General features: G+C 62.4%; 19 protein-coding genes and 1 pseudogene. 8 read left to right on the forward strand and 12 right to left on the reverse strand.

Annotated elements, in window-relative coordinates; genetic code table 11:
- Positions 1-49 precede the first annotated feature (49 nt).
- Positions 50-1,552: a glycine betaine/L-proline transporter ProP gene (gene proP, locus HX792_RS09625; protein WP_176995850.1), complete on the reverse strand. Its 1,503-nt coding sequence runs from the start codon at positions 1,550-1,552 to the stop codon at positions 50-52.
- Positions 1,553-1,829: 277 nt separating this feature from the next.
- Here proP and HX792_RS09630 point away from each other — a divergent pair, with 277 nt between their 5' ends.
- Complete coding sequence (locus tag HX792_RS09630; RefSeq protein WP_176995851.1) at positions 1,830-2,360, forward strand: GNAT family N-acetyltransferase; 531 nt, start codon at positions 1,830-1,832, stop codon at positions 2,358-2,360.
- A gap of 143 nt (positions 2,361-2,503) precedes the next feature.
- Entirely contained in the window at positions 2,504-3,907 is a 1,404-nt protein-coding gene (locus HX792_RS09635) for an MFS transporter (protein WP_176995852.1), read from the forward strand.
- 37 nt (positions 3,908-3,944) lie between these two features.
- Here the strand turns inward: HX792_RS09635 and HX792_RS09640 are convergent, their stop codons facing one another.
- The 3 genes from HX792_RS09640 to HX792_RS09650 form a co-directional block, all read right to left on the reverse strand.
- Positions 3,945-4,865, reverse strand: coding sequence for a helix-turn-helix domain-containing GNAT family N-acetyltransferase (locus HX792_RS09640; RefSeq protein ID WP_176995853.1), 921 nt, complete (start codon positions 4,863-4,865; stop codon positions 3,945-3,947).
- A gap of 70 nt (positions 4,866-4,935) precedes the next feature.
- Positions 4,936-6,228, reverse strand: a complete 1,293-nt coding sequence (locus HX792_RS09645) for a sorbosone dehydrogenase family protein (protein WP_176995854.1) — start codon at positions 6,226-6,228, stop codon at positions 4,936-4,938.
- Positions 6,225-6,638, reverse strand: a complete 414-nt coding sequence (locus tag HX792_RS09650) for a DUF2231 domain-containing protein (RefSeq protein ID WP_218172601.1) — start codon at positions 6,636-6,638, stop codon at positions 6,225-6,227. The genes HX792_RS09645 and HX792_RS09650 overlap by 4 nt, the downstream gene beginning before the upstream one ends.
- A 173-nt stretch (positions 6,639-6,811) precedes the next feature.
- Between HX792_RS09650 and HX792_RS09655 the strand changes: the two genes are divergently transcribed.
- A complete protein-coding gene (locus HX792_RS09655) occupies positions 6,812-7,840 on the forward strand; it encodes a UV damage endonuclease UvsE (protein ID WP_176995855.1) in 1,029 nt (342 codons plus the stop codon).
- 6 nt (positions 7,841-7,846) lie between these two features.
- Here the strand turns inward: HX792_RS09655 and HX792_RS09660 are convergent, their stop codons facing one another.
- A complete protein-coding gene (locus HX792_RS09660) occupies positions 7,847-8,797 on the reverse strand; it encodes a transporter (protein WP_176995856.1) in 951 nt (316 codons plus the stop codon).
- 146 nt (positions 8,798-8,943) lie between these two features.
- Here HX792_RS09660 and HX792_RS09665 point away from each other — a divergent pair, with 146 nt between their 5' ends.
- From HX792_RS09665 to HX792_RS09680, 4 genes are all read left to right on the forward strand, one after another.
- On the forward strand, positions 8,944-9,423 hold the full coding sequence (locus HX792_RS09665; protein WP_176995857.1) for an ATP-binding protein: 480 nt from the start codon (positions 8,944-8,946) through the stop codon (positions 9,421-9,423).
- Positions 9,420-10,196: a nucleotidyltransferase domain-containing protein gene (locus HX792_RS09670; protein ID WP_176995858.1), complete on the forward strand. Its 777-nt coding sequence runs from the start codon at positions 9,420-9,422 to the stop codon at positions 10,194-10,196. Before HX792_RS09665 ends, HX792_RS09670 begins: the two co-directional genes overlap by 4 nt.
- A gap of 55 nt (positions 10,197-10,251) precedes the next feature.
- Entirely contained in the window at positions 10,252-11,154 is a 903-nt protein-coding gene (locus HX792_RS09675; protein WP_176995859.1) for a LysR family transcriptional regulator, read from the forward strand.
- Positions 11,155-11,233: 79 nt separating this feature from the next.
- Positions 11,234-12,034 (forward strand): alpha/beta fold hydrolase, encoded by an 801-nt coding sequence (locus tag HX792_RS09680; RefSeq protein ID WP_176995860.1) that lies wholly within the window; start codon positions 11,234-11,236, stop codon positions 12,032-12,034.
- Positions 12,035-12,046: 12 nt separating this feature from the next.
- Here the strand turns inward: HX792_RS09680 and HX792_RS30585 are convergent, their stop codons facing one another.
- From HX792_RS30585 to HX792_RS09695, 4 genes and pseudogenes are all read right to left on the reverse strand, one after another.
- Positions 12,047-12,814, reverse strand: coding sequence for a methyl-accepting chemotaxis protein (locus tag HX792_RS30585; RefSeq protein WP_371319343.1), 768 nt, complete (start codon positions 12,812-12,814; stop codon positions 12,047-12,049).
- An 87-nt stretch (positions 12,815-12,901) separates the two neighbouring features.
- Positions 12,902-13,999: pseudogene (locus HX792_RS30590) on the reverse strand (cache domain-containing protein); the annotation flags it as partial.
- A gap of 137 nt (positions 14,000-14,136) precedes the next feature.
- Positions 14,137-15,069, reverse strand: coding sequence for a DMT family transporter (locus HX792_RS09690; protein ID WP_176995862.1), 933 nt, complete (start codon positions 15,067-15,069; stop codon positions 14,137-14,139).
- A gap of 136 nt (positions 15,070-15,205) precedes the next feature.
- On the reverse strand, positions 15,206-15,619 hold the full coding sequence (locus HX792_RS09695) for a MarR family winged helix-turn-helix transcriptional regulator (protein ID WP_218172602.1): 414 nt from the start codon (positions 15,617-15,619) through the stop codon (positions 15,206-15,208).
- A gap of 133 nt (positions 15,620-15,752) precedes the next feature.
- Here HX792_RS09695 and HX792_RS09700 point away from each other — a divergent pair, with 133 nt between their 5' ends.
- Entirely contained in the window at positions 15,753-17,246 is a 1,494-nt protein-coding gene (locus HX792_RS09700) for an FAD-dependent oxidoreductase (RefSeq protein WP_176995863.1), read from the forward strand.
- Here HX792_RS09700 and HX792_RS09705 read toward each other — a convergent pair.
- From HX792_RS09705 to HX792_RS09715, 3 genes are all read right to left on the reverse strand, one after another.
- On the reverse strand, positions 17,237-17,725 hold the full coding sequence (locus tag HX792_RS09705; RefSeq protein WP_176995864.1) for an Lrp/AsnC family transcriptional regulator: 489 nt from the start codon (positions 17,723-17,725) through the stop codon (positions 17,237-17,239). The genes HX792_RS09700 and HX792_RS09705 overlap by 10 nt on opposite strands.
- A gap of 161 nt (positions 17,726-17,886) precedes the next feature.
- Positions 17,887-19,272 carry an aspartate aminotransferase family protein gene (locus HX792_RS09710; RefSeq protein ID WP_176995865.1) on the reverse strand — a complete coding sequence of 462 codons (1,386 nt, stop codon included), beginning with the start codon at positions 19,270-19,272 and terminating at the stop codon, positions 17,887-17,889.
- The gene (locus HX792_RS09715) at positions 19,269-20,756 is read right to left on the reverse strand and encodes an NAD-dependent succinate-semialdehyde dehydrogenase (RefSeq protein WP_176995866.1); all 1,488 of its coding nucleotides are present in this window, start codon (positions 20,754-20,756) and stop codon (positions 19,269-19,271) included. Before HX792_RS09715 ends, HX792_RS09710 begins: the two co-directional genes overlap by 4 nt.
- Positions 20,757-20,928 lie beyond the last annotated feature (172 nt).

A 20,928-nucleotide genomic window follows, 5' to 3' on the forward strand; every position in this document is an offset into this window, starting at 1 on the left:
CGGGACAAGCCCGCTCGCCACAGCAAGCCCGCTCACTACAAGTTATGGGTCAGTTGATGCGGGGGTGCTGTTGCACCAGGTTCTGGCGCTTGGCTTCCAGCGCGGCAATCTCGGCATCGATGTCTTCGATCTTCTGCTCGATATTGTCGTGGTGTTCCTGCAGCAATTCCTTGGCTTCTTCCATGTCCGATGCCGCCGGCGCTGCACCGCGCAGGGGCTTGTTGGCGGTTTCTTTCATGGTCAGGCCGGTGATCAGGCCGACCACCGCAAACACCATCAGGTAGTAGGCCGGCATGTACAGGTCATTGGTGCTTTCCACCAGCCAGGCCACGGCCGTGGGCGTCAGGCCGGCGATCAGCACCGAGACGTTGAACGCACTGGCCAGCGCGCTGTAGCGGATGTGGGTAGGGAACATCGCCGGCAGCGTCGAGGCCATCACGCCGATGAAGAAGTTCAACACCACGGCCAGGATCAGCAAACCTGCGAAGATCAGGCCGATCTTGCCACTGGTAATCAACATGAACGCCGGAATGGACAGCACCAACAGGCCAATGCTGCCGCCGATGATGAAAGGTTTGCGACCGATTTTGTCGCTGACAAACCCAATGAACGGCTGCACGAACAGCATGCCCACCATGATCGCGATGATGATCAGCACGCCGCTGTTTTCTTTGTAGTGCAGGTTGTGCGACAGGTAGCTCGGCATGTAGGTGAGCAGCATGTAGTACGTCACGTTGGTGGCCGCGACGATCCCGATGCAGGTCAGCAGGCTGCGCCAGTGCTTGGTGGCGACTTCCTTGAAGGACACTTTGGGGCCGTGAGTCAGGCCTTGGCGGTCGCCTGTTTCGAGCTTGTCCATGTGTTGCTGGAACGCCGGGGTTTCCTCCAGCGCGTGACGCAGGTACAGGCCGATGATGCCCAGGGGCAGGGCGAGGAAGAACGGCAGGCGCCAGCCCCAGGCTTCGAACTGCTCGTCGCCCAGCACGCTGGAGATCAACACCACCACGCCCGCGCCAAGCACGAAACCGGCGATGGAGCCGAAGTCCAGCCAGCTGCCGAGGAACCCGCGCTTGCGGTCCGGGGCGTATTCGGCGACGAAGATCGACGCGCCGGTGTATTCGCCGCCCACCGAGAACCCCTGGGCCATTTTGCACAGCAGCAACAGGATCGGCGCCCAGATGCCGATGCTGTCATAGCCGGGGATCAGGCCGATGGCAAAGGTGCTCAGGGACATGATCACGATGGTGGCGGCGAGTACCTTTTGCCGCCCGTATTTGTCACCCAGGGCGCCGAAGAACAGGCCACCCAGCGGGCGGATCAGGAAGGGCACGGAGAAGGTCGCCAGTGCGGCGATCATCTGTACGCTGGGCGATGCGTCCGGGAAGAACACCTTGCCCAGTACGTAGGCGACGAAACCGTAGACGCCGAAGTCGAACCATTCCATGGCGTTACCCAGCGCGGCGGCGGTGATCGCCTTGCGCACTTTGGTATCGTCGACAATCGTGATGTCTTTCAATCCGATGGGTTTGACGCTTTTCTTACGTAATTTCATGCGGGACACTCTAAAACAGAACAGGGGAGGTGCCATCGTGGCGATGGCACCGCTCTGTCAGTTCAGATACAAGCCGACACGAAAAAATTCACCGCTAATTTGTTTTTTTGCTTTCGGGCGCAAGGTTTGCCGTGTCTGGGGTGGATGGCCTACGAAGGTTTGTAGTGAGCGGGCTTGCCCCGCGCCAGCGTCAACCCGGCCACCCAGGTTAAATTGTCAAATTGCGATCTCGGCGGCGCCGGCGCGGGGCAAGCCCGCTCACTACAGGAATATTCGTATGGCTACAGCTGTTGCACGACTGATCTACCGCCAGCCACAACCAAGTGACGTACAGCGATTGTTCGCGATCTTCGGCGATCCGCGCACCAACCAGTTCAACCCCGCTGGCCCGATGGCGAGCCTGGAAGTTGCACAACGCCTGCTCGATCACTGGCTCCAGCAGTGGGCCACCGAGGGCTATGGCTGGTGGGCGATTGCGCGTGGCGAAGCGCCGGATCACCTCATCGGCTTTGGGGGTGTGGCGCCACTCGATTACCTGACCGACCGACGTATCAACCTCGGGTACCGCTTTGCAGTGGAAGCCTGGGGGCAGGGCTACGCCACCGAGTTGGGCCGTGATGGGCTGGCGCTGGCATTCGAAACACTCGGCCTGCCCGAAGTCTTCGGCCTGGTGCGGCCAGACCACGCCGCGTCGATCCGCGTGCTGGAAAAGATCGGCATGCAGCCCTATGGCCTGCTCGACGACGTACCCGACAAGGCGCCCAGCCGGGTTTTCCACATTTGTCGTCCTACAACTGATTTTGCCTGACATTTCACATCGCCGCGTAATACCTGAATAACAGCGATCTTTCAGATTGACAGCCTGTAGGCGGCCCGATATAAAAGTCACAGTTGTACGACGACATATGACGTTATGTATGTCTTACCTAACAAAAATAAAAAAGTGATGCCATGAACTTGAACGAGCCCATCAACGCCCAGCGCGTTGGCCAAGCTGTAGGCAACTATCGCTGGACCATCTGCGCGATGTTGTTCTTCGCGACCACCGTCAACTACCTCGACCGGCAGGTGCTCAGCCTGCTGGCGCCGCAGTTGTCGACGCAATTTGGCTGGAGCAACACCGACTACGCCAACATCGCGGCGGTGTTCCAGTTTGTCTATGCCATCTCCATGCTGTTTGCCGGGCGCTTTGTCGACAAGATCGGCACCAAGGCGGCCTATATCGTGGCCATTGGTATCTGGTCCACGGGCGCCATCATGCATGCGTTCGCGGTGCCGATGGGCGAGGGCGTCGCGGCGATCAGCGGGGCCATCGGGCTGGCGGTGATTCCGGTGTCGATTGCCGGCTTCATGCTCTCCCGCGCGGTGCTGGCGATTGGCGAGGCGGGTAACTTCCCGATTGCGATCAAGGCCACCGCCGAATACTTCCCCAAGAAAGAACGCTCCCTGGCCACCGGCATTTTCAACTCCGGTGCCAACGTGGGCGCGATTCTGGCGCCCATCTGTGTGCCATTGATCGCCGGCCTGTGGGGCTGGGAAGCGGCATTTATCGTGATCGGCGCCCTGGGTTTTGTGTGGGTGGCGGTGTGGATCGGCCTTTACCAAAAGCCTGAAGAGCAAAAGCGCCTGTCGGCCGCCGAATTGGCCTACATCCGCAGCGATCAGACCGTACAGCCGTTCACCCCGGCACCGGCCGGCGCGGTCGAGAAGAAAGTCTCGTGGTTCAAGCTGCTGACCTACCGCCAGACCTGGGCGTTTGCCTTTGGCAAGTTCATGACCGACGGCGTGTGGTGGTTCTTCCTGTTCTGGCTGCCCACCTACCTGTCGGCGCAGTACGGCATGAAAGGCGCCGACATCGTGATGCCCCTGGCCGTGCTGTACAGCATGACCATGGTTGGCAGTATCGGCGGCGGCTGGTTCCCCAGCTACTTCATGGCACGTGGCGATGCCCCGTATGACGGCCGCATGAAAGCCATGCTGGTGATCGCGCTGTTCCCGCTGGTGGTGTTGCTGGCGCAGCCGTTCGGTTACCTCAGCTTCTGGGTGCCGGTATTGCTGATCGGCGTGGGCGCTTCAGCGCACCAGGCGTGGTCGTGCAACATCTTCACCACCGTGTCCGACATGTTCCCGCAAAAAACCGTGGCCTCGGTGGTGGGGATCGGCGGCATGGCCGGTGGGCTGGGCGGTGTGGTGATGACCAAGATCGGCGGTTGGGTTTTCGATTACTACAAGTCCATCAACGACATCCACACCGGCTACATGATCATGTTCGCGATCTGCGCACTGGCGTACCTGGTGGCCTGGAGCGTGATGAAAGCGCTGGTGCCACGCCACAAGGAAATCACCGACCTGTAAGGCGAGACGTCCCGCGCCGCAACGGCGCGGGATGGCTTCACAGGTCGCGGGCCCAGGTCTGGCTGACCAGGGATTTGCCGAAGGTGTCCAGCGTTTCTTCCTCGACCAACGCGAACCCGGCGTTCTGATAGAGCTTGCGGGCAGTGGCGAGGATGTCCACGGTCCACAACTGCATGCGCTGGTAACCCACCTGCTGGGCAAAACGCACACACTCATCCACCAGCCGTTGGCCGATCCCCATGCCTCGCGCACTGGCGTCCACGTAGAGCATGCGCAGCTGGGCGGTGTTGTCGTCGTGGCGAATCACAAACACCGACCCCACCACTTCACCGTCCTTCTCTGCGATCCAGCAGCGCTCGCACGTCGGATCAAACGCCCTCAAGTACTTGGCGACTGTCTCCGCCACCAGCGCTTCGAACTCCCAGTTCCAGCCATATTCACGGGCATACAGCGCGGTTTGTTGCTGCACCACTGTACCCATGTCGCCGGGTTGGGGATCGCGCAGCAGGTAGCCTGGCGCCGTGCCTTGCAGCAGGGCCTGGATGCGTTTCATGGCCTCGGTGAGTTGCCGCTGTTGTGTCTCGGGCAGGCTGTCGAGCAGGGCGATGACTTCGCTCTGGGTCTGCTGTTCCAGGGGCGCGAGCACTGCACGACCGTGATCGCTGAGGTGCAGTTGCAGTGCGCGGGCGTCGGTGGTGGAGCGGACTTTTTCGATCAGGCCTTTCTTTTCGAGGCCGCTGGTTAACCGGCTCAGGTAACCCGCGTCGAGGCTGAGCATCTGGCACAGGTCTGCACTGGTCAGGTCGCCCCGGGTCGACAGCTCGTACATCACGCGGATTTCAGTCAGGGAAAAGTCGCTTTGCAGCAGGTGTTCCTGCAGCACGCCGATCTGGTGGGTATAGAAGCGGTTGAAGCCGCGCACGATGCCGGCGCGTTCGACAAGCAGGGGGGTAGACATAGCGGGATGCTCGAATGGTTGCCTGAGGCAATTATATTGTTGCTTTAGGCAACCATGTCAAACACTTTGCTTATTGGATGCGGGTTACCCGCCAAAGGGTATTGGCCAGGTCATCGGCGATGATCAGCGCACCTTTCGGGTCTACCGTCACGCCAACCGGCCGCCCACGGGTCTTGCCGTCTTCACCGCGAAAACCGGTGGCAAAGTCAACCGGCTCACCGGACGGCTTGCCGTTGCTGAAGGGCACGAAAATCACTTTGTAGCCCACCGGGTTGTCGCGGTTCCAGCTGCCGTGCTCTCCGACGAACACGCCGTCGGCGAATTTCTCGCCCATTTGCGGGATGGAAAAGTCCACGCCCAGCGCTGCCACGTGGGAACCCAGGCTGTAATCCGGCTTGATCGCGGCGGCGACCTTGGCCGGGTTTTGTGGCTGGGCGCGCGGGTCGACGTTCTGGCCCCAGTAACTGTAGGGCCAGCCGTAGAACGCGCCTTCACGCACCGAGGTCAGGTAGTCCGGCACCAGGTCCGGGCCCAGCTCGTCGCGTTCGTTGACCACCGTCCACAGTTGTCCGGTGTCCGGTTGGATCGTCAGCGCCGTCGGGTTGCGCAGGCCAGTGGCGTAAGGCTTGTGCGCGCCGGTGGCGGCGTCGATCTGCCAGACCATTGCGCGGTCGATCTCCACCTCCATGCCACGCTCGGTGACGTTGCTGTTGGAGCCGATGCCCACATAAAGCTGGCTGCCGTCCGCGCTCACCGCCAGGGACTTGGTCCAGTGGTGGTTGATCTGCGCCGGCAGGTCAGTGACTGTCGTGGGCGGGCCTGCGGCTTTGGTCTGGCCGTCGGCGTAGTCGAAACTGACCAGGGCATCCTGGTTGGCCACGTAGAGTTTGCCGTTGGCATACGCCAGGCCATAAGGCGCGTTGAGGTTGTCGGCGAAGACGGTCCTGAGTTCGTACGTACCATCACCGTCGGCATCGCGCAGCAGGGTCAGGCGGTTGCCGCCCTTGACCTTGGTGTTGCCCTCGGCCTTGATCACGCTGGCGATCACATCCTTGGGCTTGAGCTTGGCCGCACTGCCGCCACGGCCTTCGGCGACGAGAATGTCGCCATTGGGCAACACCAGGGTCTGACGCGGGATGGCGAGGTCGGTGGCGATGGCGGTGACGCGGTAGCCTTCGGGCACGGTGGGTTTCTGCTCGCCCCAGGGCGTCGGTTGGGCAATCTTCATGCTGGGCAACAGGCTGCTTTGCTGTGCCGGCAACTTCGGGTCGGGGCCGCGAGCCTGGGTCTTGTCGCCTTCGCCGCCGCAGGCGCTCAACAACAGGGCGGCGCTCAACAGCGTCAGGGTGCTGGACGTCTTCATTTGACACCTCCCGAGCGCAAGCCGGTCCAGGTCGCTGCCAAGGCCAGCAACAAAACGATGGCCGACAGTATCAAGCCGCCCGGCATCGAGCCGTACGCGTCTTTGGCGTGCTGGAAGGCATTGACCAGCCCCAGTACCCAGGTGGCCAACAGCAGCAGGACGTAACGCGTGGGTTGCCCGGCCTTGGGCCGGGCACGAAGCAGGTTGACCAGCGCGAATAAAAACGCGAAGCCTGCGAACACCAACGCGCCGGCGATCAGCCAGGACGCGAAGTTGGCCCATTGAATCTGGTAGGTCTGGGTGTAGGCAATGTCGCTGAGCAGGGCGCCCAGAAACAACGGCACGGTGCCGGCGAGTAAGGTCGCATGCAGCGGCCCGGGTGCGTATCGGTAGGTGGGGAGGGTAGTCATGGTGATGGCGGCTCCTTGTTGTACAACGCCCCTGGACGGGGCAGCGCATAGGAAGTGAGCGCACCACGCGTGAGAAAGTTCAGCGTGAAACGTTTCGAAATAGTGTGAACCCTCTACGGTGGCCTGGGCCTAAGGCCGTATCATTGCGAACTTTTCTTCTGCCAGGCGCCTCCATGACCCATCCTCGCATCGGCTTTCCCTGCCAATACAAGCACCCCGAACGCCTGCTGTCGGCCAGTGCCTTGAAGCTGATTGAAGGGCCGTTCAACCCTCGCAGCACGACCTTGCGCTGGATAGACAGCGTCACGCCGCAAGTGGCCCGCGAAAAACTGGTCGAGGTGGTCACGCACAACCTGCAAGCCCAATTGCACCTGCTGGCTTACGTGGCCGGGTTGCCGCCGATGTTGCGCATGCTGCGCCTGAGCAGCGACCTGCTGCCGTTCTACAGCCACCCGAAAGTGGCGGATGTGTATAAAGACCCGGCGATCGAGCGGCAACTGGTCGAAGGGTTCGCCGCCATTGGCGACCTGGCGCGCGCTTCGGATATCCGCTTGTCGTTCCACCCCGGCCAATATTGCGTGCTGGGCTCGGAAAACCCCGGCGTGGTGGAAAACAGCCTGGCCGAATTCGAATACCACGCCGACATGATCCGCATGATGGGCTACGGCCGCCGGTTCCAGGACCTCAAGTGCAACGTGCACATTGCCGGCCGCCTGGGTGTGGAGGGCACCCGGGCGGTGTGGCCGCGTTTGTCCGAGGTGGCGCGCAACTGCATCACCTTCGAGAACGACGAGAAGACCTACGGCCTCGACCACTGCCTGCAAGTCGCCGACCTGGCGCCGGTGGTGCTGGACATCCACCATTGCTGGATCAATGAAAACGAGTACATCGACCCCCATTCGCCCCGGGTGGCCCAAGTGATCGACAGCTGGCGCGGCGTGCGCCCAACGATGCATTACTCCCAGCCCCAGGAGAGCCTGCAGGCACTGGGCTTTGATGCCGAGCACAAGCTGGAAATGGAGGCGCTGCTGAAGGTGGTGTCCAAGCGCGATCTATACGGCCACAGCGACCAGATGTGGAACCGCTGGACCAACGATTACGCACTGCAGTTTCTCGACCGCTTCGACATCATGCTGGAGGCCAAGGACAAGAACGTGGCGGCGCTGGCCTTCTACGAACACTGGCAGCGCCGCACCGCGTAGAACCATTTACTGCTTGCCGTTCAAGGGAATCACCAGCGACACCCACATGTTCCAGCCCTCGGGGCGGTTCTTGGCGTCGAACTCGTAATAGCCCTTGATGTTGGCGTACCACAGCCCTTCGCCCACCTTGAAGAAGTGCCCGGCCTGGGGGCCGATCCCGGCGACCCGCGACTTGAAGTCCCCCAGCACCGCGCCGCTGCCGCTGTCCCCGGTGACTTGTTCGAAGTAGTAGCCCACCAGCCCGACCAGGGTTTGCGAGGTGAGGAAGTGCGAGGCGCTCAGGTCGATATGGGCGTCAACGCCGTTCTGGTAGTCGGTGTCGTTGTTCTTCCAGTTGTAGGTCATGCCGGCGACCGCAGAAAACTCGTTGGTCTTGTCGAAATAGGTGTAGCCACCCCCGGCATCCAGGGCCGCGTGGCCCAGGCCGATGTTCACCAGGCGGTTGGGGTCGTAGGCGCCAATGGGGATATTGCCCATGGAGTAGGCCATGAAGTTGTGCACGCCGTGGTTCCACTTCAGGGTGCCGAGCAGGTAGAGGTCGCTGCCGCCCTTGAGGCTGTCATTCGTGCCACCGGAGAAGGATCGGCCACGCGGGCCGGTGATGGTCGCATCCACGCTGGCTTCGGAGCGTGCCACCGCCGCTATCGCAGAAATGGCGGCCTGGGCGCCGCCGAGCACCGGCGTGGCGAAGGTGTAGGTGGGGCTGGCGAACAGCAGATCGGCCTTGGCATCCAGCCCGACCACCGTGCGCCCGCCACGCGGCACCACGGCATTTTTGTTGTCACTGGCGTTCACGTGGTAGTAGATCAGCGGCAGGCTCCAGCCCGGGGTGACGGGGGCGGCAGCCAGTGCGCCGAACTGCCCTGGTACCCAGAAACTCAGGCCGCCATCGTCGGCGTGTGCCAGGGCGATGGGTAGCAGGGCGAGTACGCCCAATACGCTCGTCTTTGTGGTCATAGGACTTCCTATCCAAAAGGCCATGTTGTGCGTGCGGTTGGGGCTGTGCTCCCCACGGCTGCTTGAGCATAGTCCAAGGATCGAACGGCGTTGCGCCCGTGCGCGTTGGCGGGCATGCTCGCTGGCCAGATAGAAGGAGCCTCTCCATGCCCACCCTGCACCTGCTCTGCGGCAAGATCGCCTCGGGCAAATCCACCCTGGCCAAACACCTTGCCGCCGAGCACGCGGCGGTTGTGCTCAGCGAAGACCATTGGCTCACCAAACTCTACCCAGGCGAAATCCTGTCGATTGCCGACTATCTCAACCGCGCCCAACGCATTCGCGGGGTGTTGGGGCCGCTGGTGATCAACCTGTTGCAATCGGGCGTCAATGTGGTGCTGGATTTTCCCGCCAACACCCTGGCCAATCGCGAATGGCTGCTGGGCCTGGCGCAAGCGGCCCAGGCGCCGCACTGCCTGCACTACCTTGAACTGGACGACGCCACCTGCCGCGCCCGGCTGCATGCGCGCAATGCCGGCGGTGAGCACGACTTTGCCGCCACCGACGCCGAGTTTGACCTGATTACCCGTCACTTCTGCGTGCCCACTGAGGCGCAAGGGTTGGTGATCGAGGTGCATCACCCATGAGTGCCATGCACCCTGCAGGTGTCGACGCGGACGGTTTTATCCTCACTGTGGGCGATGGCCCGGTCCAGCCTGAATTCGAACCGTTGATGGCGGACGTCTGCCAGAGCCTTTCCCAGCCCGAAGTAGGGCTGCACAGCCTCTATCTTTACGGCAGCGTCGCACGGGGCGAGGCCAGCCCTGGGGTGTCCGACCTGGACCTGACGCTGGTATTGAACGAGCCACCCGACGCCCACGCGTTGGAGCTACTGGAACGCATTCGACAGACGCTGGAACAACGGCACCCGGAAGTCATCAAGATCGACTTCGATATTGGCCACCGCACCGAGGTGCTGGCACCCGAGCAGAACAACCGCTGGGGCTACTGGCTCAAGCACGGTTGCCGCTGTGTCTGGGGCGATGACCTTGCGCCGCACTTTGAACTGTTCCGACCGTCGCGGGACATTGCGCAGGCGCTCAACGGGGACTTCCAACAGATCTTGGCGGCGTATCGCGAGCGCATTGATCTGGCCAGTGACGCACCGGAGCGTCTGCGCCTGCAGCGTGAGGCGTCGCGCAAGCTGATCCGCTCGACGCAAACACTGCGCGAGCATGACGCGCCAGACTGGCCGCACACGCTGGAAGAGCACGTCGGTGGGTTCGTCCAGCAGTACCCCACGATGCGCGTTCAGGTGGCGTACTTTCTGTTCGAAGCCAGAAACCCCAGCGCCGAGCGCGACGCGTTCTTGAGTCGTCTGGATACCTTTGTAGCCTGGATGGTTTCACAACAGGGATAGATAGGTATATTGGCGTTCAACCCCGCGTTGCATACGCCAAGCCTATGGACATTCGATGATCAACTTCCGCCTGATTCGCCACCTCTGGCTGTTCCTCGCCGTTGCCGAAGAACAGAACTTCGGCCGCGCCGCCAAGCGCCTGGGCATGTCCCAACCACCGTTGAGCGAGCAGATCCAGGTGCTGGAGCAGGCGCTCAAGGTCACGCTGTTCGAGCGTTCGCGGCGTGGCGCCAAGCTCACACCGGTGGGCGCGGCGATCCTGCCCGCCGTGCGCAAATTCGCCGAACAGCTGGAGCGCCTGGAGCTGGCGGTGGAGGAGGCGGTGGCGGGGCAGTCGGGCATGTTGACCATCGGCGCGATCTCCACGGCGATGTTTGATGTGCTGCCGGGCCTGATCGATCGGCTCAAGCAGCAATATCCGCACCTCACCGTCTCTGTGCGCGAGATCGACAGCGTCGAGGCGGTGCCGGCCCTGGAAGCGGGGGACATTGACCTGGCGTTCGCCCGCCTGGACGGTGACCTGGGCCCGGCCGTGCAGTCGTTGCCCTTGCTGGAAGACCGCCTGATGGTGGCGCTGCCCAGCGATCATCCGTTGGCCGCCCGCACGCGCATCAGCCTGTCGAGCCTGGCCTCCGAGCCACTGGTGATGTTCTCGCGCAAGGTCAGCCCGGTGTACTTCGATAACCTGATCGCCACCTGCCGCGCCAGCGGGTTTTCGCCACGGGTGTTGCATGAAGTGCGTTCGGTGGCGTCGCAAATCGCGTTTGTCAGTTGCGGTCAGGGCATTGCGTTGGTGCCGGCGTCGTTGAAGAAGCTCGCACCGGACAACGTGGTGCTGCGGGCGTTGACGCAAAAACTCCATGTGGTGACCACCGCCGTGGCCTGGAACAGCGAGCGGCCCAACCCGTTGGTGGCGGAAGTGGTTGCGCAGTTTCAGGTTCATACGATTGGCGTATGAATACGTTCCGGAATCCGTTATTTACACGCCGCTCAAATCCCCTGACAGTGGCGGCTTTTCTGTTCCGGGAGCCCCTGTCATGTCGTTCGTCCACACCCACCTGCCGCTGACGGTAGACGGCGTCTCGCTGAACATTGCCGCGCTGCATCGCACCGGCGAACGTGCGCCCATCCTGTTTTTGCACGGATTCGGGTCCACCAAGGAAGACTACGCCGATATCGTCCTGCACCCGGCCTTCGACGGGCATCCCTTCATCGCTTACGACGCGCCCGGCTGTGGCGAAAGCGAATGTGCTGATCTGTCGAAGATCTGCATTCCTTTCTTGCTGGAAACGGCAGTGCAGGTGCTGGAGCATTTTGCGATCGAGCGCTTCCACCTGGTGGGCCACTCCATGGGCGGCTTGACCGCGTTGATGTTGGCGCACCGCTTCCCCGGCCGGGTGCTGAGCTTTACCGATATCGAAGGCAACATCGCCCCCGAAGACTGCTTTCTCAGCCGCCAGATCGTCGACTTTCCCGCAGACGATCCCGAGGTGTTTTTCAACGCCTTTATCGAACGCACCCGCCAGGCGCCGGCCTATGCCAGCGCCTTCTATTCGGCGAGCCTGCGCCACAAGGTGCGGGCGGGGGCGGTGCGCGGGATCTTCCAGTCGATGGTCGAGTTGTCTGACCATGGCGACCTGATGGGCAAGTTCCTCGGGCTGCCTTGCCCGAAGATGTTCATGTACGGCGAGCAAAACGCCTCGCTGTCCTACCTGCCGCACATCCAGGCCCATGGTGTGCGCCTGGCGCCGATTGCGCAGTGCGGGCATTTCCCGATGTATTCCAACCCGGTTGCGATGTGGCAGCAGATCGCGGATTTCCACCGCCACCGTGGCTGATTACGGCGGGCGCTACGACTTGAAGCGCCCCACCAATCCATTCAGCTCCGCCGACAGGTCAGCCAGCCGCCCCGAATCGTCCTGGGCCGAGTTGGCCAGGCTTTCCACCAAACGGGCTTCGTCGTAGATCTGCTGGATATGCCGATTGATCTCTTCGGCCACGCTGTGCTGTTCCTCGGCGGCGGCAGAGATCTGCAGGTTCTGGTCGCGGATCTCGTTGACCGACAGCTGGATGCCTTCAAAGCTGTCCCGTGCGTTTTCGATGGACGACACACTGGCGCGGGACAGGTCCAGGCAACTGCTCATCTTCTGGGTGACTTCCTCGGTTTTGCTGCCCAGGGTGCCGAGCAACTGCTCGATCTCGCCGGTGGAGTCGGAGGTGCGCTTGGCCAACGCACGCACCTCGTCGGCCACCACCGCAAACCCCCGGCCCTGGTCGCCGGCGCGCGCCGCTTCGATGGCGGCGTTGAGCGCCAACAGGTTGGTCTGTTCGGCGATGGCGCGGATGGTGCCGAGGATCTGGTTGATGCTGCGGCTGCCAGCTTCCAGCTCGACCATGGCCTGGGACGATTCGGTCAGGCGCCGGCCCAGGCGGTTGACGTTGTCGGTGGTCACTTCAATCTGCTGCTTGCCTTCGGCCACTCGGCGATGGCCGTTCTCGGCCGATTCCGCCGCGCCGCTGCATGAGCGCGCCACCTCGTTGGCCGTGGCCACCATTTCGTTGAACGCGGTGGACACCAGTTCCACCGCCTCACGCTGGCGCCCGGCCGCTTCGTTCATGTTGTGCGCCACTTCGCTGTTGACCTTGGACGCGTCCTGCAAGTTGGTCGACGCCGCGCCGATGTGCTGGATCAACTGGCGGATCGCCGCGAGGAACTTGTTGAACCAGCCCGCCAGCTCGGCGGTTTCGTCCTTGCCCTGCACGTGCAGTTCGTGGCGCAGATCGCCTTCGCCCTGGGCGATCGATTGCAAGCCGGTGCTCACCTGGCCGATGGGCTTGACGATCACCTTGGAAAACGCCGCCGCAATCAGCCCGAAGATCAGCACCAGCACCGCGACGATGACCGTGGTGATATAGGTCATGCGCGTGGCGGCGGCCATCACTTCGTTGTATTCGATCAGGCCCACATACCGCCAGCCCAGGCCCGGCGACGTCCAGACGTTGGCCATGTAGCGCACCCCGTCGATCACCACTTCGGTAGAGCCCTGGGGCGTTTCGGCCAGGTGCGCATAGGGCGCGCCGAGGTCTTTGAGCGGCTTGAAGTTGTGCGCGGCATTGCGCGGGTCCACCAGCACCACGCCGTCTTCGATCAGCATCACGTAACCGCTTTCGCCCAGCTTGATGCTCTTGAGCAACTCGGTGAGGTTTTTCAGCGACACGCTCACCACGAACACGCCCTTGGGTTTGCCGGCGTTATCTAGCAAGGCGCGGGCGGTACCCACCAGGGCCACGTCGTCCTTGTCGTAATAGTAAGCAGGGGTGCGCACGGTCTTGCCGGGGCTGGCCATGGCGGCCTTGTACCAGGGGCGGGTGCGCGGGTCGTACTTGGCCAGTTGTGGGTCATCCGGCCACTTGGCGTAGGTACCGTCCTCCAGGCCGATGGACAAAATGGCGGCTGACGGGTGGGTGGCACCAAACCGTGCGAACTGGTCGATGACCTGCTGTGCCTGGGCTGGCATTGGCTGGCTGGCCGCGTTGGCCGGCTGGTAATCCTTTAACGTGTTCACGGAAGTGTATACAGGATCGGCGGACATTTGATCGACGTTCTGCAGCGTGCCATCAAAGAACTGCCGGATGTTGCCATCGATCTGGCGTATTTCACGGGTGCTGCCATCAATGAATTGTTCGACCGCCTGGGTCCGTGTGTTCATGACGGAGATCACTGCGACCAGGCTGACCGGTATAAAAGCGACAGATACGAAAGCAAGTACCAGCTTATTTTTTATTTTCATCGAGACGACCATCAACGGGGAGGGCGGCCAAATCGTCGACTCCGGGCGAGGGGCGGCGATTTGCTATCACTGTCTGTTTCGGCTCGATGCAGGGAAATCTTTAGCGATATTTTGTGTACAACAACAATACGTTTTGTCCTGAATATTTTTCAGGTCGATAACCGCACGACAGGTTTGTCCGCACGCAACACATCATGCCCGCTGACCACCACAATGCCGACCAATACCAGGAGCGAGCCGAGCACAAACGTCGACTCCAGCGGCTCACTCAACAGCCATACACCGAACGCCACGCCAAACAACGGGGTGAGGAACGACAGCACGCCCAATCGCGACCCCAAGTAGCGGCCCAGCAGCCAGAACCACACGAGCAGGCTCAGGAACGAGAACACCACGGTCTGGAATGCCAGGCTGGCAAACGCGATGCCGGACAGGTGAAACCGAGTTTGCCCGGTGACCAGCGCCACCAGCCCGAGGATGATGCAAGCGCCGGCCAGTTGGTAGAACAGCGTCAGGGGGGCCGGCGCATCGGTCAGCCTGGAGCAGCGAATACTCAAGGTTGTCGCGCCCCAGGCGATGGCGCCGAGCACGCCCAGTGCATCCCCCATCCGCTGCGGCGTGACCCAGCCATCGCCCGGCTTGCCCGGCGTATAAAAGGCAATGGCGATACCGACAAAGGCGATCAGAATGCCCATCCATTGCAGACGGCTCAGGCGCTCACTGGCAAATCGAAAGTGCAGGCCGATGGCGGCGAATATAGGCGCGGTGTAGAGGAAAATCACCATGTGCGCAGCCGAGGTGTAGCCCAGTCCCACCGACACCGCGATGTATTCGACGGCGAACAAAACCCCGACCATCACGCCGCCTCGCCAGGTCTGCCAGTGGCACTGCTCGCGGTAGCGGCGCAAGGTCAACATGAGGCCCACCATCACGGCGGCAACCCCGGAACGCAGGGCGATTTGCAGCATCGGCGAGACATCCTCGGCGGCCACTTTGATCGCCACTTGCTGAAGCCCCCAGATGGCACATACGCCGATCATCATCACGGCGGCTTTTTTATCCAGCGTCTGGCGAATGTCCACGGTACGACTCCTCTGACTCAATGGCGTCAGTCTGGGGGTGTCGTAGTAGTGGGATATAGCGCAAATCCGACAAGCGATAGCGAGGAATCGTCATTCGTTTCGTGGCCCGAATCACGGCGTTGTCACTTACATCGGATCAGCGCAGGTCTTGGGTGGCACGTACAGAATCGTCCTTGATGTCCTCGGCGAACTTGCGCATCAAGCGCACCAGGTTGTCAAAGTCGCCTTCGTCCCAAGTGGAAAAGATCGACACGCCAATGCGTTCGCGCGCGGCGTCAACGCGATCGGTCATGACTTTGCCTTTTTCGGTAATCACCGACTCGCGCAGGCGGCGGTCGAGCGCGCTTGCCTGGCGCTGGATCAAGTCGAGGCTTTCCAGCTTGGTCACTTGCCGGCTGACCGTGGTGTAGTCGCGACCGACGCGGTCGGCCAGTTCGACCACGCCGATAGGGCCCAGCCGTTCTACCAGCACCAGCAGGGGAAACAGCGCGCGGTCCAGGGAAATTCCGGCCTCGCGCACCATCGCTTCATCGCGCTGGGGGCGGTTCATCACCCCCACGATCTCAACCAACGACCCATGCAAATCACGCAGCTGAGCGCTTATATGTGCGTTTTGCACGCTTTTTCTTGACACTGGTTTTCTCCGTCTTAATATGTGCATATTGCACATATAGGTGGTCATTATGAACGAGCAATGCGCGGTCGATGTTCTGATTTGTGGTGCCGGTGCGGCCGGCTTGACCTTGGCGATAGACCTGGCCAGGCGCGGCCTCCGCTTTCGCCTCATCGAGAAAAACCACCAGCCTTTCCACGGTTCCCGTGGCAAAGGCATCCAGCCCAGGTCGCAGGAACTCTTCGAAGACCTCGGCGTAATCGACCGCCTGTTCGCCATGGGTGGAGTCTATCCGACTGAGCGGCGCTACCGCGACGATGGCAGCCACATCGACGCCCATTCCATCGAACACAGCGCCGCGACCGCGGCTGAGCCTTATCAGCAACCGCTGATGGTGCCGCAATTCCTGACCGAACAGGTGCTGCGCGAGCGGTTGCTCGAACTGGGCCACTGCCCAGAGTTTGGTTGTGAGCTAACGGGGTTTGAGCAAGACGCGGACGGCGTGACGCTGCAGCTCAAGGGGCGCGCAGGCCCGCAAACACTGCGAGCACGTTGGTTGGTGGGCGCCGACGGTGGTCGCAGCTTCGTGCGCCAGGCGTTGAATATCGGCTTCCCGGGCAAGACCCTCGGCGTGCGTGCGCTGGTGGCGGACGTGCAGCTGTCCGGTCTGTCGTCGGCGTATTGGCACCGTTTCGGCGAAGGTGATCTGCAACGCCAGGTTGCCATTTGCCCGCTGGCCGGCACGCAACTGTTCCAGATTCAAGGGCCGATTGCCCTGGACGCCGAGGTGGACCTCAGTGCTGAAGGCTTGACCGCGATGGTGGCCCAGCGCACCGGGCGCGATGATATCCAGGTGCACGTGGTGTCCTGGGCCTCGGCCTACAGCATGAACGCGCGGCTGGCCGATCAGTACCGTGTGGGCCAGGTGTTTCTCGTCGGGGACGCCGCGCACATCCATCCGCCCACCGGTGGCCAGGGGCTCAACACCAGCGTGCAGGATGCCTACAACCTCGGCTGGAAACTGGCGGCGGTGGTCAACGGCGCACCTGGGGCGTTGCTCGACAGCTATGAAGAAGAACGCCGGCCGGTAGCAGCCTCGGTATTGGGCTTGTCTACCCAACTGCTCGATAACCTGCAACGCGGCGACGTGCGCCGGGGCCGGGAAGTGCATCAATTGGACATTGGTTACCCCCATTCCTCGCTGGCAGCGGGTCGGGTTGACCGCGCTGGTGCGCGTGCGCCGGATGCACGGCTGCGAGGCGCCGCAGGCCAATCGCTACGCCTGTTTGATCTCTACGCCGGCCCGCATTGGACGCTGCTGTGTGTGGCCGGCACGCCCGCCGACGTGGCGCCAAGGCCAGGGCTGCGTATCCACCACGTCGGCCCGCAAGGGGAGGTGATCGATGACCAAGGGCAGTTTCAACAGGCTTACGGGCTGGCTGTGGGAGATCGGGTGCTGGTGCGTCCGGATGGCTATATCGGTGCGATCTTTTCGTCCGATGAGGGCGCGCAGTTGGAGGACTACTTGTTGCAAGTCGGCCTTCCGGCGTGTCCTCAGTCCTGAACCGTCGCGTTGACGGCTTGAGCCGGTAGCGCCCCCGGCGTCTTGATGGTCTTGGTCACGATGTAGGTGAAGTAGCGCTCGATGGCCAAGTCTTCCAGCAGCAATTGGTCGATGAAACGCTGATACGCGTCGATGTCGGCGGCGCGAATCATCGCGATGTAGTCCACGCCGCCGCCGGTGGCGTAGCAGAACTCCACCTCCGGCGCGTCGCCCATGCGGTGTTCGAAGCGGCGCATGTCCTGGGCGGTGTGACGGGCCAGGGTGATTTCCACCAGCAACTGCTGGCTCTTGAACACCTGGTTCCAATCGATCACCGCACGATAGCCTTTGACCAGGCCCGCGTTCTCCAGCTTGCGCACACGCTCCCAGGCTGGCGTGACCGATAAGTTGATCGCCTCGGCCAGGCGGGACTTGGTGATGCGCCCATCCTCGGAAAGGATGCGCAGGATGTTCAGGTCATAACGGTCAAGCTTGTGCATCTAGGAAAAACTCCACAGGCCATAGAATGACGGCGCCCTCACGGGCATCGCCGGCAAGCCGGCTCCTACACGGGTTCCGCGTTTCGCCAGCCCCTTGTAGGCGCTGGCTTGCCAGCGATGGCCGTCAACGATAGCGCATACCTGCCAGGTGTACGCCGTGTTCAGCCGAGGATTTCCCCCGCCACCTGGTCAATCGCACCCTTGGTGATATCGACGATCAGGTCCGCCTCTTCACGCGTCAAAATCAACGGCGGAGCAAAGCCGAGGATGTCGCCGTGGGGCATGGCCCGCGCAATCATGCCGCGTTCCAGGCAGGCCGCCGAGACTTTCGGGCCGACTTTCAACCCGGCATCGAACGGCGTGCGCTGCTCGCGATCGGCCATGAACTCCACGGCGGCGAGCATGCCGTCGCCGCGTACTTCGCCCACCAGCGGGTGACCTTCGAGGGTTTCGCGCAGGCGACGGTTGAGGTACGCACCCACGTGCTCGGCATTCTCTGTAAGGTTTTCACGCTCCAGGATGTCGAGGTTGGCCAGTGCCGCCGCCGCGCAGATCGGGTGCCCCGAATACGTCCAGCCGTGGCCCATGGCGCCGTCGGTGGTGGAGGCTTTTTCGATCACGTCCCACACTTTTTCGCCAATGATCACCGCCGACAACGGTGCATACGCGCTGGTCAGTCCCTTGGCGGTGGTGATCAGGTCCGGGCGCATGCCATAGCGCTGGCTGCCCATCTTCGACCCCAGGCGGCCGAACGCACAGACCACTTCATCGGCAATCAACAGCACGTCGTATTTGTTCAGCACCGCCTGGATTGCCGCCCAGTAACCGGCCGGAGGCACCACGATGCCGCCGGTGCCCATCACCGGTTCACCGATGAAGGCCGCCACGGTGTCCGGGCCTTCGGCAAGGATCATCTTTTCCAGCTCATCGGCGCAGTAACGCACAAACGCGGTTTCATCCATGCCCGCCGGAGCCTTGCGGTACCAGTGCGGGCACACCGTGTGCTGGATGCCTTGCTCTGGCAAGTCAAAGTGCTGATGGAAGGCCGCAAGGCCCGTGAGGCTGCCGGTCATGATGCCCGAGCCGTGGTAGCCACGGTCGCGGGAGATGATTTTCTTCTTCTGCGGACGGCCCAGCACGTTGTTGTAATAGCGCACCAGCTTGATCTGGCTTTCGTTGGCGTCGGAGCCCGACAGGCCGTAGTACACCTTCTTCATGCCCTCTGGCGCCCAATCCATGATGCGACTCGACAGCTCGATAATCGCCTCCGTCGAGTGGCCGACGTAGGTGTGGTAGTAGGCCAGCTCCTTGGCCTGCTTGTAGATCGCGTCCGCCACTTCGGTACGGCCATAGCCGATGTTCACGCAATACAGCCCGGCAAACGCGTCGATGAAGTCACGCCCTTCGTGGTCACGGATGCGGATGCCTGACGCGCTCTGGATGATGCGGCCTTTCAGCGCGCCGCTGGCATGGTCGTGGGCGTGGGTGGACGGGTGCATGAAGTGCGCGCGGTCCTGTGCGAACAGGTGGTCGAGTTCGTGGTTCATAGCGAGTCTCCTTTGAATTGTCCTTGGTGGTGCAGGCAAAAGTATTTGGTTTCGACAAAGGCCTCGAAGCCCTCGTTGCCGCCTTCGCGGCCCAGGCCCGAGGCTTTCATGCCGCCGAACGGAATCGGGTGGCCGGTGAATTTCACGCCATTGACCGCCACCATGGCGTGGTCGAGGCGACGGATCAGCGGGTAGATCAGGTCCAGGCGGTTGGAACAAATGTAGGCGGCCAGGCCGTACTCGGTGTCGTTGGCCAGGGCAATCGCCTGCTCCAGGCTGTCGAAGGGCATTACCCCGGCAATCGGCGCAAAATTTTCTTCGCGATAGATGCGCATCTCGGGCGTGACATCCGCCAACACCGTCGGCTGGTAGAACAAGCCGCCCAGTGCATGGGCTTCACCGCCCACCAGGCGTTGCGCGCCCAGCTGCAAGGCGTCTTCCACCCGTGCGGCGGTCACATCGAACGCGGCCTGATGCATCAACGGGCCAACGTCCACGGCGTGTTCTTCGCCGCCTACCAGTGCAGGGCCCACGCGCAGCTCGCGCACGGCGGCGGCAAAGCGCTTGAGGAAGGAGGGGTAGATCGAGCGGTCGACGAGGATGCGGTTGGCGGCGCAGCAGTCCTGGCCGGAGGTCTGGAACTTGGCCTCGACCGCGACCTTCACCGCCAGGCCCAGGTCGGCGTCGGCACACACAATGAACGGCGCATTGCCGCCCAGTTCCAGGGCGACCTTCTTCACGTCCTGGGCGGCCGCTTGCAGCACCAGCTTGCCCACGCGGGTCGAGCCGGTGAAGCTCACCGAACGCACGCGGCTGTCTTGCACCAGGGTTTGCATGGCCATCTGCGGCTCGCCCAGCACCACGTTGAACACCCCGGCCGGGAAGCCGGCTTCCTCGGCCAGTTGCGCCAGGGCAAAGGCCGAGTAGGGCGTTTCATGGGCCGGCTTGACCACCACCGTGCAACCCGCTGCCAGGGCGGCAGCAGCTTTGCGCGTGATCATTGCCGAGGGGAAGTTCCACGGCGTCAGCAGGGCGCACACACCCACCGGTTCCTTGAGCGTGCCCAGGTGCGCACCGGGAATATGGCTGGGGATGTTCTGCCCGTACAGGCGCCGGGCTTCGTCGGCAAACCAGGGGATGAAGCTGGCGGCGTAAGCGATTTCGCCCCGGGACTCGGCCAGGGATTTGCCTTGCTCCAGGCTCAGGATGCGGGCCAGGTCTTCCTGGTGTTCCAGGATCAAACTGGCCCAGCGCTTGAGGATAGCTGCGCGGGCGTCCAGGCTCTGTTCGCGCCAGGCCGGGAAGGCGCGATGCGCGGCCTCCACGGCGGCCGTTATCTGCGCTTGTTCGAGCATCGGCACATGGCCGATCACGTCCTGGGTCGCCGGGTTGTACACGGCAAGGGTGCTTGCGCTGTCACTGTGGACCCAATGGCCGTCGACATAGCACAGCGCCTTGAACAGCAGTGGGTGTTTGTAAGTCATGGTGGTGGCTCCCAATCGTCTGAGTGCAGTCATGCTAGGGCAGGGCGGCGCAAGAAAAGGCGGGTTTGGCGGGGGTGGGGCAGTGGGTTTTTTCTGATTGCAGGTGCCATTTCCGGTGATTTCTGTGGGAGCCGGGCTTGCCCGCGATGCAGGCGCCTCGGTGCAACTGCTA

The sequence above is a fragment of the Pseudomonas sp. B6002 genome (genome assembly GCF_013385985.1).
GTDB lineage: Bacteria > Pseudomonadota > Gammaproteobacteria > Pseudomonadales > Pseudomonadaceae > Aquipseudomonas.